General features: G+C 53.0%; 14 protein-coding genes and 1 riboswitch. Of the genes, 8 read left to right on the plus strand and 6 right to left on the minus strand.

Annotation, left to right across the window (positions count from 1 at the left end; genetic code table 11):
- The first annotated feature begins 150 nt into the window (after window positions 1–150).
- Both KP814_RS09035 and KP814_RS09040 read left to right on the plus strand, forming a co-directional pair.
- Window positions 151–735: a PrsW family intramembrane metalloprotease gene (locus KP814_RS09035; RefSeq protein WP_216736471.1), complete on the plus strand. Its 585-nt coding sequence runs from the start codon at window positions 151–153 to the stop codon at window positions 733–735.
- A 10-nt stretch (window positions 736–745) separates the two neighbouring features.
- Window positions 746–1,498 (plus strand): DUF5071 domain-containing protein, encoded by a 753-nt coding sequence (locus tag KP814_RS09040; protein WP_216736472.1) that lies wholly within the window; start codon window positions 746–748, stop codon window positions 1,496–1,498.
- Between the two features lie 34 nt (window positions 1,499–1,532).
- Here KP814_RS09040 and maiA read toward each other — a convergent pair whose 3' ends face one another.
- The 6 genes from maiA to KP814_RS09070 all read right to left on the minus strand — a co-directional run bounded on the left by maiA (window position 1,533) and on the right by KP814_RS09070 (window position 7,333).
- On the minus strand, window positions 1,533–2,180 hold the full coding sequence (maiA, locus tag KP814_RS09045; RefSeq protein ID WP_216736473.1) for a maleylacetoacetate isomerase: 648 nt from the start codon (window positions 2,178–2,180) through the stop codon (window positions 1,533–1,535).
- Window positions 2,177–3,160, minus strand: a complete 984-nt coding sequence (locus KP814_RS09050; protein WP_216736474.1) for a fumarylacetoacetate hydrolase family protein — start codon at window positions 3,158–3,160, stop codon at window positions 2,177–2,179. The genes maiA and KP814_RS09050 overlap by 4 nt, the downstream gene beginning before the upstream one ends.
- Before the next feature lie 23 nt (window positions 3,161–3,183).
- Window positions 3,184–4,311 (minus strand): homogentisate 1,2-dioxygenase, encoded by a 1,128-nt coding sequence (locus KP814_RS09055; RefSeq protein WP_216736475.1) that lies wholly within the window; start codon window positions 4,309–4,311, stop codon window positions 3,184–3,186.
- Window positions 4,304–5,401 (minus strand): 4-hydroxyphenylpyruvate dioxygenase, encoded by a 1,098-nt coding sequence (hppD, locus tag KP814_RS09060; RefSeq protein WP_216736476.1) that lies wholly within the window; start codon window positions 5,399–5,401, stop codon window positions 4,304–4,306. The genes KP814_RS09055 and hppD overlap by 8 nt, the downstream gene beginning before the upstream one ends.
- A 192-nt stretch (window positions 5,402–5,593) precedes the next feature.
- A complete protein-coding gene (phhA, locus tag KP814_RS09065) occupies window positions 5,594–6,412 on the minus strand; it encodes a phenylalanine 4-monooxygenase (RefSeq protein WP_216736477.1) in 819 nt (272 codons plus the stop codon).
- A gap of 237 nt (window positions 6,413–6,649) precedes the next feature.
- Window positions 6,650–7,333, minus strand: coding sequence for a phospholipase D-like domain-containing protein (locus KP814_RS09070; protein WP_216736478.1), 684 nt, complete (start codon window positions 7,331–7,333; stop codon window positions 6,650–6,652).
- A 275-nt stretch (window positions 7,334–7,608) separates the two neighbouring features.
- On the opposite strand from KP814_RS09070, the gene KP814_RS09075 reads away from it, so the two are divergent.
- The 6 genes from KP814_RS09075 to cobT all read left to right on the plus strand — a co-directional run bounded on the left by KP814_RS09075 (window position 7,609) and on the right by cobT (window position 14,624).
- The gene (locus tag KP814_RS09075) at window positions 7,609–7,797 is read left to right on the plus strand and encodes a DUF3012 domain-containing protein (RefSeq protein ID WP_011394921.1); all 189 of its coding nucleotides are present in this window, start codon (window positions 7,609–7,611) and stop codon (window positions 7,795–7,797) included.
- 144 nt (window positions 7,798–7,941) lie between these two features.
- A riboswitch (cobalamin riboswitch) is annotated at window positions 7,942–8,139 on the plus strand.
- A 110-nt stretch (window positions 8,140–8,249) separates the two neighbouring features.
- Window positions 8,250–10,196, plus strand: a complete 1,947-nt coding sequence (locus KP814_RS09080; protein ID WP_216736479.1) for a TonB-dependent siderophore receptor — start codon at window positions 8,250–8,252, stop codon at window positions 10,194–10,196.
- A 31-nt stretch (window positions 10,197–10,227) separates the two neighbouring features.
- Entirely contained in the window at window positions 10,228–11,409 is a 1,182-nt protein-coding gene (locus KP814_RS09085; RefSeq protein ID WP_216736480.1) for a hypothetical protein, read from the plus strand.
- Window positions 11,410–11,447: 38 nt separating this feature from the next.
- The gene (locus KP814_RS09090) at window positions 11,448–12,938 is read left to right on the plus strand and encodes a cobyric acid synthase (RefSeq protein WP_371824044.1); all 1,491 of its coding nucleotides are present in this window, start codon (window positions 11,448–11,450) and stop codon (window positions 12,936–12,938) included.
- Window positions 12,935–13,462: a bifunctional adenosylcobinamide kinase/adenosylcobinamide-phosphate guanylyltransferase gene (gene cobU, locus KP814_RS09095; RefSeq protein ID WP_216736481.1), complete on the plus strand. Its 528-nt coding sequence runs from the start codon at window positions 12,935–12,937 to the stop codon at window positions 13,460–13,462. Before KP814_RS09090 ends, cobU begins: the two co-directional genes overlap by 4 nt.
- Window positions 13,463–13,577: 115 nt before the next feature.
- Window positions 13,578–14,624 carry a nicotinate-nucleotide--dimethylbenzimidazole phosphoribosyltransferase gene (gene cobT / locus KP814_RS09100; protein ID WP_216736482.1) on the plus strand — a complete coding sequence of 349 codons (1,047 nt, stop codon included), beginning with the start codon at window positions 13,578–13,580 and terminating at the stop codon, window positions 14,622–14,624.
- Window positions 14,625–14,627: the final 3 nt, after the last annotated feature.

The following is a 14,627-nucleotide window of genomic DNA, read 5'->3' on the forward strand; positions in this document are numbered from 1 at the left end:
GTCCTTATCCCTCATGAAGTTTGCGCCCGCGGCGCTTTATATTTGACGCGATATATAGCAATGGAATACTGGTCTTTACTCTACCTTCCGTGCCTCTTCTGGGCCGCCTATCACTACTATAAGGACCGACATAAACCAGAGCCTGTTTTAATGCTGATTTTGGCCTTGGTATTGGGGTACTGCTCAGCCTATATCGGCTTATATTTGTATGAAGCGCTGGACTATATTCATTTGCGTTTTGACGCCTATGAACTTGCGAAAAGCTCAAGTCTGCAATTATTTTTATATTCCGTTTTAGCCATTGGGCCGATAGAAGAGCTGGCCAAGTTCATTCCTTTTCTTCTTATCATTGTTAGATTGCCGCATTTTGATGAACCCATAGACGGCATTATTTATTCCTCGTTTATCGCGCTCGGATTCTCATTACATGAGAACAGTTATTACCTGACTTATCTGGAGGGCTGGGAAGCGTTGGCCAGGTCGCTGACGGCGCCGATGGTGCATGTCATGTTCGCCTCCATTTGGGGGTATGCATACGGCTATTCTGACTCCCATGGCGGCAATCGATACCTCGTGACTTTTTGTTTTCTCCTCATCGCGATGTTTCTGCATGGCGTGTTCGACTTTTTTAGCATTGGGTTATCCATCTGGGCGAATATTGCCCCGCCATTGCTGATCCTGGCGATCTGGATGTGGCGGTTGCGGATTCTGCACCGTGTGCAAAACGAGGCTTGATGACTCGCATATGATTAATTCCAACGACTACGTTTATTCATTGCAGGCGCTGCGCTTCTGGCTGCAGGACATGAGGCGCCGTTTGCACTCCCGCGCCAATCTTGATCCTGACGAAGAGGAATTAATGCTTCAGGTCGAGCTATGTTATGAGGACGTCTGGCAGGCGTATGTTTCTACCTATGACCCATCGACAAACATGGTTCCCCCTGACTTATTACAACGGTCCGCCTGGGTTCAGAGTCCAGAATGGCCGGAAGCGCTGCAGGAACTACGCCCGGAAGATAAATGCGATACGGATAAAGCAAAGAGACTGCTGCAGTTGCCGTTTGAGCGGATCGAACCTTGTTTGCCGGAATTGCTGACGTGGTTACAGGGCCCTAACTGGCCCGTCGCGGGAGTCATTGCCGAACCTTTGGCTGCGATGGGGGAGAAGTTAACGCCCGCGTTGCTGCAGGCGCTCCAAATGGCGCGTCAGGATAATGATTCCTGGTGGGTGTCCAATCTTATCCTTAACCTGATCAACAGGTTGCCGGCGACCTCTGTGGAGGCGCTTAGAACGGAATTGTCATTCTGGATATTAAGCGAAGACCAGGAATTGGGCGTCCAGGTTATCCAGCTCTTGCTGCGTCATAAACTGGGCGACCAGCAGAATCTGCGCAGATGGGCCCAGATAAAGATAGATGCGTACGCGGAGTATATAGCGGAGCTGCAAGATGCTCTCAAGGAAGAGGAAGAGGAAGAGGAAGAGGGAAATCAGCGTTAGCCAATCTCCCTTGTAGTGAGCCTGATCCGAACGGTTAAGTCGCGTCCGCCTGTTGTTCAGGCGTCGCCTTCTGGAAAGCATCCAGTTTCAAGCAGTTGTCGTTGATCTCACGCAGTCTCGGGAAATTCGTCATCGGACAGTTAAAACGATTGGCGTTATATACCTGAGGAATCAGGCACACATCCGCCATCGTCACATGCTCTCCGAAGCAATAAGGGCCCTTATCCGCATAGCCCGCCGCCATATGCTCAAGCGCCTTGAAGCCTTCAAGAATCCAATGCTGATACCACACCAGCTTCTTCTCCTCATTGACCTCCATGGGGCCAGTCAGATACTGCAACACCCGCAGGTTATCCAGCGGGTGAATGTCACAAGCAATGACCTGACTGAAAGCCCGCACTTGCGCTTTTGTTTGAGGATCTGCAGGCAGAAGAGCTGGAGTCGGATGACTATCCTCCAGATACTCAATGATGGCCAGAGACTGGTTCAGGCGAAAATCGCCGTCTGTCAGTAGCGGCACAAGACCCTGAGGATTCAGGGCCTTATAGTCCGACTGGTGCTGTTGACCGCCGTCTTTCACCAAGTGCACGCTCTGGGCTTCGTAAGGAAGCCCTTTCAGGTTCAGCGCAATACGCACCCGATAGGCGGCGCTGGAGCGCCAGTAATCGTAGAGCCGTATCATGAGTAGCGCGTCACTTTCTGGTCGATGGCGCCGAAAATGGAGCGCCCCTGCTTATCCAGCATCTCAATACGCACTTGGTCTCCGAAACGCATGAACGGCGTTTTGGGCGCGCCGTTTTCAATGATTTCCAGCATGCGCACTTCCGCCAGACAGCTTGAGCCGGTGGAACGGTCTTTGTTGGAGACCGTACCTGAACCGACGATGGCTCCGGCGGACAGCGGACGGGTTTTCGCGGCATGGGCGACCAGCGTGGGAAAGTCGAAGGTCATATCAATGCCTGCGTTGGGTTGACCCAGCAGCTTGTCATTCAAATGCGTGATCAAGGGTAAGTGCACCTTGCCGCCGTCCCAGGCGTCGCCCAGCTCGTCTGGCGTCACCGCCACAGGAGAGAAGGCGCTGGAAGGTTTACTTTGGAAAAAGCCGAAGCCTTTCGCCAGTTCGCCGGGAATCAGGTTGCGCAGGGACACATCATTAACCAGCATCAGCAGGCGAATATGTTTGCCGGCGTCCGCGGCGTCAACGCCCATACGAACATCGTCGGTAATCACCGCCACTTCCGCTTCCATATCGATGCCCCAGTCTTCCGAAGCCATGGCGATATCTTCGCGCGGCCCCAGGAAGGCGTCGCTGCCGCCCTGGTACATCAGTGGGTCGGTCCAGAAGCTCTCCGGCATTTCCGCGCCGCGAGCCTTGCGCACCAGCTCTACGTGATTAACGTAAGCGCTGCCGTCAGCCCATTGATAGGCGCGTGGCAGCGGAGAGGCGCACTGGTTGGGATCAAATGCAATCGCGTCTTTGACGCCGCCTTCGTTCAAGGCGTTGTATACCTCTTCCAACGCGGAAGACAGGTCGTTCCACTGGTCCAAAGCGGCCTGCAGCGTGGGAGCGATCTGTGGAACGGCGACGGCCTGTTGCAGGTCGCGGCTGACGACAACTAGGACGCCGTCGCGCGAATTGCTTTTTAATGTTGCGAATTTCATGGATATTGCTCCTTAAACCGTCGCTATTTCATTTTCCAACTGTCTGCATACTCGATGGTCTCCACCTGACAGGCGGCAGGCCCGACTTCCAGCGCATCGCGGGTGTCGAGCATCACGGCGACTTCATCGGTTTCTTTGCGGGTATATTCGAGGCCCGCCGCGAACGCTTTGGGGTGAGGCCCGTGGGTGAAACCGGAAGGATGGAAGGTCACCATGGCCGGACCGATATTGTCGCGGCTGAAGAAGTTGCCTTGATGGTAGAAAATGACCTCATCGAAGTCGTCGTTGTTGTGGTAGAAAGGCACCTTCAGTGCGCCTGGATCGGATTCGATCGGACGGGGCACAAAGGTGCACACCACAAAACGACTGGCGACGAAGGTGGAGTGCGCTGACGGCGGCAAATGGTAGCGATGAGACGCCAACGGGCGAATGTCGCGCCAGTTGATGCGCACCACGGACAGATCGCCGTGCCAGCCGAGAGCGTCCAGCGGGCTGTAAGGATAGGTCACCCTGGAAATCGCATTGCGACGTTTGATTTCCACCACCCACTGAGTGTCGTCCTGCTGGGCGAGGAAGGCGTCGTCAATGCGGGGGACGTCCAGCATGGCGGGATCAAAGATCGCCTGTGGTCCCACCAATCCTTTTTCTGGCAGCTGATAGCTGTCGTTAGTGGCTTCGATCATCAACATAGTGATGGGAGACTTAGGCTCCAGTCGCCACATGGTGCTGCGCGGCAGCACGATATAGTCGCCTTCGCGCACGGTCAGACGGCCGTAATCACAGAAGAAGTCGCCTTCTCCTTCGTGAATGAAGAACAGCTCGTCGCCGTCCGCATTGCGGGCGAGGGTGTCCATCTTCTGCGTGCAGCGCCAGTAGCGATACTGGCAGTGCGCGTTGTGCAGCAATACCGGGGCGTCGAACGGCGATTTGGTCTCGATATTCAGCCTGTTGAGGTCAAAAGCCCGGGGGCGTAGCGGCCCTTCCCAGCTATCCCAATCGGTAGGCGGACGCTTGTGGTGGAAGTGGGCGGTAGGCCCAAAGAAACCGCTGCGTCCGGCTTCCCTTTCATAGATGGCTTCGCTGGGCAGATCTGCGTGGGCCTGTCTGGAGACAAGCCCTTCTTTATGCGGAAAAGAGATCCACTTACGCATGTTCCTTCTCTCCAGCGTTGGGTGACAGCAGGCCGCGGCGAATCTGGTCTTCCTCAATGGATTCAAACAGCGCCTGGAAGTTGCCCTCGCCGAATCCTTCATTGCCTTTACGCTGAATGATCTCGAAGAAAATCGGGCCTATGACCGTGCTGGTGAAAATTTGCAGCAGCAAGCCGTCATTATCGTGAGGCGCGCCATCAATCAGAATACGCAGATCTTTCAGGTTATCGATATTTTCATCATGGCCGGGGACGCGGGTGTCGATTTTTTCGTAGTAAGTATCAGGGGTGTCCATGAACACCACGCCAGCTTCGCGCATATCGCGTACTGTCTTGTAGATATCGTCGGTGGACAGCGCGATGTGCTGGATGCCTTCGCCTTTGTACTCCTGCAGATATTCTTCGATCTGAGACTTGTCGTCAGCGGACTCGTTGATCGGAATCCGGATTTTGCAGCAGGGAGAAGTCATGGCGCGGCTGTGCAGGCCGGTCAGCTTGCCTTCGATGTCGAAATAACGAATCTCGCGGAAGTTGCCGATGCGCTCATAAAAGCCGGCCCAGGTATCCATGTTGCCGCGGAAGACGTTGTGAGTCAGGTGATCCAGAGTGGTCAGGCCCAGGCCTTTCGGATGTTTGTCCACGCCGGGGAAGTACTCGAAATCAATATCGTAAATGCTGTCTTCGCCATATTTATCAACGAAATAAAGCACGCTGTCGCCGATGCCATACACGGCAGGGATGCGGACTTCCTCGCCCTGAACGTCGCCTTGGTCAAAGGGCTTGGCGCCTTGGGATACTGCGTATTCGAACGCCTTTTGTGCGTCCTTGACGCGGAACGCCATGGCGCAGGCGCAGGGACCATGATCCATGCTGAACTTGTGGAAATAGCTGGGGACGTTTTCGTTGACCAGGAAGTTGATATCGCCCTGACGATACAGGGTGATGGCTTTACGCTTGTGTCTGGCGATGGCGGTGAAGCCCAGCGTTTCGAAAAGAGGTTTCAGGCTTTCCGCGCCTGCTTTGTCCGGAGCTCCAAATTCAACGAATTCGAAACCATCAGTGCCAAGTGGGTTTGTATATACATTACTCATGATACAGTCCTCTGTATTATCAATTAAAAAACGCGTAATGGAATTGTCGTCAGCCGGGGCAAAGCCCCGCTTAGCTCCATTGGGCGCGTATTTCTGCGGCTATCAATAGCTTCAATGCGAGTAATGCAAAATCGTTCATAACCTTGGTGGATTTAACCTGCTTCGTCTGTACGTCGTCGCCGTTCCCGCGCTTCAGGCGCCGGCGGCTAACTTCTCCGTATTGGATTGTTGTTTGGGTGGAAAAGTCGGGGCGAACAGCCCAAGTTCTTTGGCTTGGCGCACTTTATCCATGATGTCGCAGTGGGCGACTTCGTAAAGCTGTTTGAGGCCATCCAACACATAATAAATAGGTTGCATGATATCGATGCGGTAAGGCGTTCTTAGCACATCCACGATATCAAAGGGACGGCGTTCCGGCGTATCGGAGAAGCAATATTGCGTTTCGCCGATAGAGGACAGAATGCCGCCGCCGTAAATTCGTTGCCCCGCAGCGGAGTCCATCAGTCCGAATTCGACGGTGAACCAGTACAGCCGCGCCAGGAAGATACGGTCCTCCTTGGAGGCCGAGTAACCCAGTTTGCCGTACATTTGCGTGAATTCCGCGAAGTAGGGGTTGGTCAGCATGGCGCAGTGACCGAATATTTCATGGAATATGTCCGGCTCCTGCAAATAGTCCATTTCGTCTGGCGTACGAATAAAGGTGGCGCAGGGAAATTTCTTATTTGAGAGCAGGTCGAAGAAGGTATCGAAGGGGATTAATGCGGGCACTTGCGCCACTTCCCAGCCGGTTTCACGGCGTAATACGGAGGAAACGTCCTCTAGTTGGGGGATACGGTCTTCGGGTAAATCCAGTAACTTCAGTCCATGAAGATATTCGTCGCAGGCCACATTGCGTATGACCTTGTCTTGTCGTGTGATCAGTTCACGCCAGACGGCGTGCTCCGAATCGGGGTAGGCGATAAAGCCGGATGCGTCAGGCTCTCTCGCAACATACTTTGTACCTTTGCCCATTTTCTCACCTCGTGACGTGTCAGGAAGGGTGTATTCCATGGCACTCTTATTATTCTACCGGCTTGTGGCCGGCTTAATCTGGCGGCCGTCAGTTGGATTGGACGGCGCGAGGTCGGAATTTTTCCGGCCGGGCCTTCCTCTGATTAAATGACAATCCGCAGAATTTGTCTATACATTGCTAATAACGGCTGGCGATTAACGAGGGAGGTTTAATGACAATTCTTTAGCGAAGACGCCTTAGTCCGAGAAGGTGCGCCACAGTTTGGCGAACTCACCAGAGAACTCCCTGACGAGGCCGGGGTGGTCGGTCACTACGATGTTTTCCTGGTTATAAGTGCTGGCGCTGCGGGTCCAGTTAAAACTGCCGTGAATCAGGACGCTGTCATCGATAAGTGCGAATTTGTGATGCATATGATGGGGTTCATCGTCCATCTTCACCAAAATCCCGGCATCTTTGAAACGATCAATGTCGCTGCCCAGGTCAAAGGATTTGTCATTGTCCGTGATGATGCGGATTTTTAGCCCCCTTTTGTGAGCGTTAATAATTTCATCTGCGATTTTGTCATCGGAAATGGTGAAAACGCAGATTTTCAAACTGCTTCGAGCATTGCGTATGCGTTCTATGATTGCGCGACGGCATTGCTCCCCAGGGCTGAAATAGGCCCGTGTTAGATTGCTTTCCTCCTCGCCAGAGTCCAAAGCCTTGATCACCCGCTCCAGCCATTTCAGCGCCCTGAGCGCACCATCGCCGCCATTGACGATCAATGGACGGGTCAACTCAAAGGCGCGATTACGCATAAAACGCACCTGATCCGGCTGTAATGTTTCAAGCATCGCCAGCAACGCCTGTTTCTCAGCATTATCGAACCTTTCATCCGTGAGGGTTTGTTGGAGGAAAAAAGTCAGTTGATCCAGTTGCATGGGGAAAACGCCTTATTGCTAAAAATACAAGCGCACAGTCAGCGCTATAGGTGTTTGCTTTGTTCTATCTATAACTAAAAAAGCTTGCATGAAATGCCTTTAGATATCCAGCCTGCTCGGATGGCGCGCAGGTTGAGATAACTCGATAGAAACTTTTTCTGTCGTATCGGAAGCTGGTGCTGAAATTTATCGCCTAAAGTCTCCAAACATGAGCGCTCTCCCTTGTATACTTGCTCGCTAAATATGAATTGATGACTTGTTATTCAGGATTTCCTATGGCGATTAAACGCGTATCTTCTTGGCTATTGGTGGTGGGGTTGAGTCTGGGCGCTTTGGCTGGTTGTTCTCCAGAGGTGGGGAGCAAGGATTGGTGTGAGGATATGGCGACCAAGCCGAAGGGCGACTGGACGGCCAATGAGGCGACGGATTACGCCAAACACTGTCTGTTCCGCTCTGACAGCTAAGCGAGCAGCCCCAAACCTAAACTTTGGGATAAGTGGACCAGTTTTACATTTTGATAGTTATCAACAGGTTGTCGTCAACTTGGAGCCTGTTGTTTCCGTGAGGCGCTTTGTGCGCCTTGACTTTGCCGGGGCGGCCATTTAGCTTACGCCCCCATTGCATCAGGTGTCCTGAGAACATTCGTTCAAGGGATGAAACGGGAAGTCGGTTTAAGCCCGACGCTGCCCCCGCAACGGTAAATGAGTCAAACGACAACCCCCTGTCACTGCGGATTCGCGGGAAGACGTTGTCGCCGGTTACGCCACTCATGAGCCCGGAGACCGGCCTGACGCCTGCTTATCGCGTGGCATAGCGGAGGGCTTTGCCGGGACTCGTCTGACTCGACTCCTTTCCCTCTTTGCTTGTATCCGCTGCGCAACAATTGCATTCACTGGCGCTATTCTTTCGGAACATTATGAGGCTTGTAACCCTTTTGCTTTTAGTTGGCTCACAACTGACCGGCGTTCGCGCGGAAGAGTTGGAGCCTGTTGTCGTCGAAGCCAATGCTCCATCTGCGGATGAGATTGACGCCGAGTATCAAACTGGCTTCGTGAAGGTGATCAAGCGCGAGCAATTTGACTCGAAAGTCGCGACCGTCGCAGACGTGCTGAGGAATGAAACCGGCGTTCAAGTGCGCCAGAGCGGCGGACTGGGGTCATACTCCGCCGTTTATCTGCGTGGCTCGACCAGTAAGCAGGTGAACGTTTATCTTGATGGCGTATTGTTAAACGACGCGACTGGCGGCTCGGTGGACTTGAGCCAGATATTGCTGAACGGCATTGAGCAGATTGAAATTTATAAGGGCGCGACGCCAATTCAGTTGGGTTACTCTGGCGTTGGCGGCGCTATTAACATCAAGTCCCTTCGCTTCAGCAAACCCCTCAGGCAATTAAGTCTTGGGTATGGCTCATTCAATAGCCGCAAGGGGGCGCTTACATTCGCCGATAGCGTTGGCGAAACCAACTACCTGGCGTCCCTTGATTATCTCGGCAGTGATAACGACTTCGAGATGCTGAACAACAACCAGACCGAATTTAACCCCTACGATGATCGTGTGGAACGTCGTCGCAATGCGGATTTCAGTCAGTTCAACGGCATGCTGACGGCGGAGCGCAGCCTGTCGGATTGCACGGATTTGCAACTGATGGCGCAACATTTCAATAAAGATCAGCACTTACCTGATATCGCCAACCTGGAGAGCACGCGAACCAGTCTGGATACGGACTTCACTCGTCTGCAGAGCAAACTGAGCTTTGCCCGAAATACACAGGAAAATTATTCGGGGCGCATTTTCTGGTCCACACAAGAAGAGCGTTATGACGACAGTCAAAGCCGCATTGGCCTGGGCGTGCAGAAAACTCGGGCTAACACGGATGTGGTTGGCGCTGAGCTGTATGGCTCCTATTCAATCGGTCTGCATCTGCTCTCCGCTACATTGGAGGCGCGCCGGGAAACTTATCAGGAAGAGGACCTGACCGGACGCAGCCAAAAGCAGGAGTTTGAGCGCATGACCTATTTACTGGGCGTTCAGGATGAGTGGGCGGATGCGGAAGATATCTGGCTGGTGCGCCTGAGCGCGCGCCAATACTTTCTTGAAGATGAGACTTCCGCTGCATCGATGAGCGGGCGCACGGAGGTGGCCTCCGATTCCGCTCAGTATCATTCATTGCAGGCGGGCGTTCGTTACCGCCTGACAGATTGGCTGTCGCTCAAGACCAATGCATCCCGGGATGTGAGGTTCCCTCAGTTAGCGGAGAAGTTCGGCGATAGAGGATTCTTCATTGGTAATAGTGAGTTGCAACCGGAAACAGCGTTGAACGGTGACATCGGATTTGAAGTGGGCGTAGATAGTTTCAGTGTATCTGCGGCCTATTTCTATCGGGATTTAAAAGATGCTATCGTCCCCTCTTATGACTCAAGGGGAGTCGGCCGCTTTGAGAATGTTGGCAAAGCAAGGGTTAGCGGAGTGGAAGTGGACGCCATGTATCGACCTGTTCCCGCCTGGACGTTTATCGCCAGAAGCACCGCCCAGGACACAGAAAACCTGTCAGACGCCCGTGACCTGCACGGCAAGCAACTGGCGGGCGCTTACACCTATTCCCACTTTTTATCCGCCGCCTGGAGTATCGGCCGCATCACCACCTCCGTCGAGTACCGCCATGAATCTGGGGCGTATTACGACAGCGCTCAGGAAACGGAAGTGGAAGATCAAAACATTGTCGATGTGGTGGGCCGCTGGTCCGACGGCGAGACAACAGTTGAAGTTGGCGCAAACAATGTGACTGATGAGGTCGTTGAAGCCTTCAACGGTTTCCCTTCTCCTGGACGTCACTTTTTTGTTTCTTTAATGCATTTATTTTAATGGCTTACTTTTAATAAAAGAGGGTTCAGTCATGCCAAGAAGCTACAAAATATTAGGATGGATTGGTCTATCTCAAGCGCTGGTCTTATTACTAAATGGATGTGGAGGTGGTGGGGTTGAGGGCACTGCGGGAACGACTCCAAACTCAGAGACTCTTGCTGTAATCGCTAACATTTCTACAAAGTTCGACTCAAGTGAAATATCTATTGCTTCAGCCGTCTCGCCTTATGATGTTGAGGAAGGTTACGCTGGCTCAGACAAGTCTGATATTGCCGTTGCTGCTTGGGGGGATTACTTTTATCGCTTGGGTAAGTTTGGCCAAGACAATATTACTAAGTACAGTTTTGATCGTCCGGGGGGCGTTCCCGAGTGGCAAGTATCAACTAATGATTCTGGTAAGTCTTTAAGTAACCCATACGATATCTTATTTGTTAGTGAAACGAAGGCGTATGTACTTCGTTATGGCGCCTCTTCAATTTGGGTGGTTAATCCGAGCGATCCTGAAGAATTCAAAATTAAAGAAATAGACTTGAGTCACTACGATGACGATGGTGTGCCAGAAATGTCGGCTGGGGTTATCGTGAATGGGCGCCTCTATGTGGCCATGCAGCGCATGGACTCTACATTCACTCCTGATGATGCATACATAGCCGTCATAAATACGACTACAGATAAAGAAGTGAATACATTTACTGATGATGCTCAATACGGGATTAAGCTAGGTATCAAAAACCCGCACAAATTGGTGACGATGAATGGCTTTGTGTATGTTGTCGGTTCTGGCAGGTATGCAACATCTTCAACCCCGCCTGACTACACTGGGGGAATTGAAAAAATCAATACCACCAACTTTACCCACACTCAGGTAATTGATGACGACCTAGGTACTGATCATCCATACGGAGTTATTACAGATATGGCGATAGTATCAAACACAGTCGGTTATTTTAAAGGTTCTACCGGTTATAAAGACGATACTCTATATCGTTTTGACCCATCTACAGGTGCTGCCTATAAGTCCTTGATTCCGGGAACGAGCAACACAAATCTCCGAGCCCTTGCTGTAAGCCCTAGTGGAGAGTTATGGATAGGTATTGGAGGGGATAACCCAGATTTGGTTATAGCTAGTGTTGTGGCGGAACAGCGGAAAAAAACGATCCCTGTTAATAAGGACCCAGCACAGATTGTATTTATTGAAGTAGAGAAAAAGTAATTCAATGCAAACGTTGAGTAGTGGTCAAGGAATGCGTTGTGGCTAATAAGACGCTTATGATCCAGGGGACCACTTCCGATGCGGGCAAAAGCACGCTGGTCACCGCGATGTGTCGCAGTCTGCTGCGGCGTGGCGTGAATGTGGCGCCGTTCAAGCCGCAGAATATGGCGTTGAACAGCGCTGTGACGATAGACGGCGGTGAGATTGGGCGGGCGCAGGCGGTGCAGGCGCAGGCCTGTGGCTTGCAGCCGCATACGGATATGAATCCGGTGCTGTTGAAGCCCAATACGGATATTGGCGCGCAAGTTATTATCCATGGCAAGGCTCGCGCCAACATGGACGCAGTGGCCTATCACGACTACAAACGCACCGCCATGCAGGCGGTATTGGAATCCTTTCAACGACTCTCTTCCGCTTACGATGCAGTTCTGGTGGAGGGCGCAGGCTCTCCGGCGGAGATTAACCTGCGCGATCGCGATATCGCCAATATGGGGTTTGCGGAAGCAGTCGACTGCCCAGTCATCCTGATTGCGGATATTGATCGCGGGGGCGTGTTCGCTCATTTGGTCGGTACCTTGGCTTTATTGAGCGAAAGCGAGCAGCGGCGGGTGCGCGGTTTTGTCATCAACCGTTTTCGCGGCGACATTGCTTTGCTTGAGCCCGGCCTGAAGTGGCTGGAGGAATATACCGGCAAGCCCGTGTTGGGGGTGCTGCCTTATCTGAACGGCCTGCATCTGGAAGCGGAAGACGCCTTGCCGCGAGACTCAATTGTAAAATCTGGCGCGACGCTTAAAGTCATCGCGCCCGCCTTGCCCCGAATCAGTAATCACACTGACTTTGATCCACTGCGCTTACACCCGCAGGTGGACTTCCAGTTTATCGGACCAGGTCAGTCGCCGCCGTCAGCTGACCTCATTATCCTTCCTGGCTCCAAATCCGTACGCAATGACCTGCAGTGGCTGCGCGACAATGGCTGGGAAGAGGTTATTCGCAAGCATCTACGTTATGGCGGTCGAGTCATCGGTATTTGCGGCGGCTACCAAATGTTGGGACGTAGCATCGCCGACCCTCATGGTTTGGAAGGAGGCGCTGGAGAGAGCGTCGGCCTCGGATGGCTGGATATCGCCACCACGTTGGAGCCGGAAAAGCAATTGCGGCGAGTGGAAGGACATCTTTGGTTGGATGACGCCTCGATTACCGGCTATGAGATTCATGCTGGAGTGACTCGCTGCGCAGCGTCGCAAACGTCGGCGGTGCGTCTTGAGGACGGGCGATTGGACGGCGTCGTCAGCGATGATAATCAGGTGCTGGGGCTGTATCTGCATGGACTGTTTGAAAGCTCTCAGGCATTGGCGGCGCTATTGCGCTGGGCTGGACTGAACGAAGTGCAACACCTGGATTACGATGCTTTACGAGAAGCTGACATAAATCGCCTGGCGGATGTCGTGGATCAGTACTTAAACTGGGACGAAATCGCAGGGTTTCTACAGATTGAGCCAAACAGCGGCGACAGGGAGAGCAGGGCGTGAGGACGTTGATTCTAGGCGGCGTGAAGTCAGGGAAGAGCGCATTGGCTGAGCAATTGGCGATTTCCCAGGGGAAACCTGTCGTTTACATTGCTACGGCGACCGCCGGCGATGGCGAAATGGCCGCGAGGATCGCTCATCATCGCGCCCGCCGTCCTTCCGCCTGGGGGTTGATTGAAGCTCCTATCTATCTCGCTGACGCCATTCGTGACGCCATGCAGGAAGGAAGTCTCGTATTGGTGGACTGCCTGACGCTTTGGCTTACCAATCTTTTGATCACAGACTCCAAAGAACTTTTTGAACAGCAACGGCAGGCGTTGTTGGAGATTCTGTCCGACCTCGACGGCGACATCATCTTCGTCAGCAATGAAACCAATATGGGCGTTACGCCTTTAGGAGAGCTGACGCGTCGGTATTGCGACGAAGCCGGGCTCTTGCATCAGGCCCTCGCCGCCCTCTGTGATCGGGTTGTGCTGACCGTCGCAGGACTGCCTCATTGCTTGAAAGGTCGTTTGGAGCTTGCCTAAGTATACTGATTACTATTAAAAATAAGGTCTGAACCTTAGGTTGGGCCTGTTGATGTGTTAGCGCGTGGGTTTGGAAAACAACAATGACTGACTATTTGACGAGAAGAGGATGAAAATGGAATTTATCAGACGCTTGCGCGTTCCCCCGATAGACGACACGCTGGATGCGGCGTTGCACCAAAAAATCGATCAGAAAACCAAACCCCTGGGCGCATTGGGGCAACTGGAAAGGCTGGCGTTTCAGGTCGCCCGCATTCAGGGCACCATGACCCCCACTTTGAAGAATCCCCATATTCTGGTATTCGCCGGCGATCATGGCGTGGCGAAATCCGGCGTCAGCGCGTATCCACAGGACGTCACCTGGCAGATGGTGCATAACTTCCTGCAGGGCGGGGCGGCGATTAACGTCTTTGCGCGTCAGCACAATATCAACATGCGGGTGATCGACGCAGGCGTGAATCACGAATTTGAAGACCATCCGCAATTGGTGAAAGGGAAAATCGGCCCGGGGACGGAAAACTTTCTAGAGCAACCGGCTATGTCCGAGGAACTCTGTGAGAAGGCGTTGCGCCTGGGCGCGGCTCAAGTCGATGCGATTGCGGAAGAAGGCTGCAACGTCTTGGGCTTTGGTGAGATGGGCATCGGCAATACCTCTTCCGCTTCCATGCTGATGAGTTACCTTCTCGACGTCCCACTGGAGCACTGCGTGGGGCGCGGCACAGGACTGAGCGATGAGCAATTTGAGCGCAAGGTTAAATTATTGCAGCAGGCGGCGGATAAGTATCCTGACCTGAAAAACCCGATTGATATCCTGCAGACATTCGCCGGCTTTGAAATAGTCGCCATGGTCGGCGGCATATTGCGCGCGGCGCAAAACCGCATGCTGGTGCTGATAGACGGCTTTATCGCCACCGCAGCTTATCTGGCCGCTTATAAGCTGGCGCCGGCCATTGGCGAATATGCTATTTTCTGCCACCGCTCCATGGAGCAGGGGCATCAACATATGCTGGAAGCGCTTAAGGCGGACCCCATTCTGAAGATGGACTTGCGGCTGGGAGAAGGGACCGGCTGTGCGCTGGCGTATCCCTTGTTGCAGTCGTCTCTGAATTTCTTCAATGAAATGGCCAGCTTCGCGGACGCTGGCGTCAGTGAAAAAAGTTAGCGG

It is taken from the genome of Hahella sp. HN01, from assembly GCF_018986435.1.
In the GTDB taxonomy this organism is placed as follows: Bacteria; Pseudomonadota; Gammaproteobacteria; order Pseudomonadales; family Oleiphilaceae; genus Hahella.

Excerpts from the sequence above, each read along its gene's own strand:
- KP814_RS09035 (WP_216736471.1), top strand. The coding sequence starts at position 151 with ATGCTGATTTTGGCCTTGGTATTGGGGTACTGCTCAGCCTATATCGGC.
- KP814_RS09040 (WP_216736472.1), top strand. The coding sequence starts at position 746 with ATGATTAATTCCAACGACTACGTTTATTCATTGCAGGCGCTGCGCTTC.
- maiA (WP_216736473.1), bottom strand. The coding sequence starts at position 2,180 with ATGATACGGCTCTACGATTACTGGCGCTCCAGCGCCGCCTATCGGGTG.
- KP814_RS09050 (WP_216736474.1), bottom strand. The coding sequence starts at position 3,160 with ATGAAATTCGCAACATTAAAAAGCAATTCGCGCGACGGCGTCCTAGTT.
- KP814_RS09055 (WP_216736475.1), bottom strand. The coding sequence starts at position 4,311 with ATGCGTAAGTGGATCTCTTTTCCGCATAAAGAAGGGCTTGTCTCCAGA.
- hppD (WP_216736476.1), bottom strand. The coding sequence starts at position 5,401 with ATGAGTAATGTATATACAAACCCACTTGGCACTGATGGTTTCGAATTC.
- phhA (WP_216736477.1), bottom strand. The coding sequence starts at position 6,412 with ATGGGCAAAGGTACAAAGTATGTTGCGAGAGAGCCTGACGCATCCGGC.
- KP814_RS09070 (WP_216736478.1), bottom strand. The coding sequence starts at position 7,333 with ATGCAACTGGATCAACTGACTTTTTTCCTCCAACAAACCCTCACGGAT.
- KP814_RS09075 (WP_011394921.1), top strand. The coding sequence starts at position 7,609 with ATGGCGATTAAACGCGTATCTTCTTGGCTATTGGTGGTGGGGTTGAGT.
- KP814_RS09080 (WP_216736479.1), top strand. The coding sequence starts at position 8,250 with ATGAGGCTTGTAACCCTTTTGCTTTTAGTTGGCTCACAACTGACCGGC.
- KP814_RS09085 (WP_216736480.1), top strand. The coding sequence starts at position 10,228 with ATGCCAAGAAGCTACAAAATATTAGGATGGATTGGTCTATCTCAAGCG.
- cobT (WP_216736482.1), top strand. The coding sequence starts at position 13,578 with ATGGAATTTATCAGACGCTTGCGCGTTCCCCCGATAGACGACACGCTG.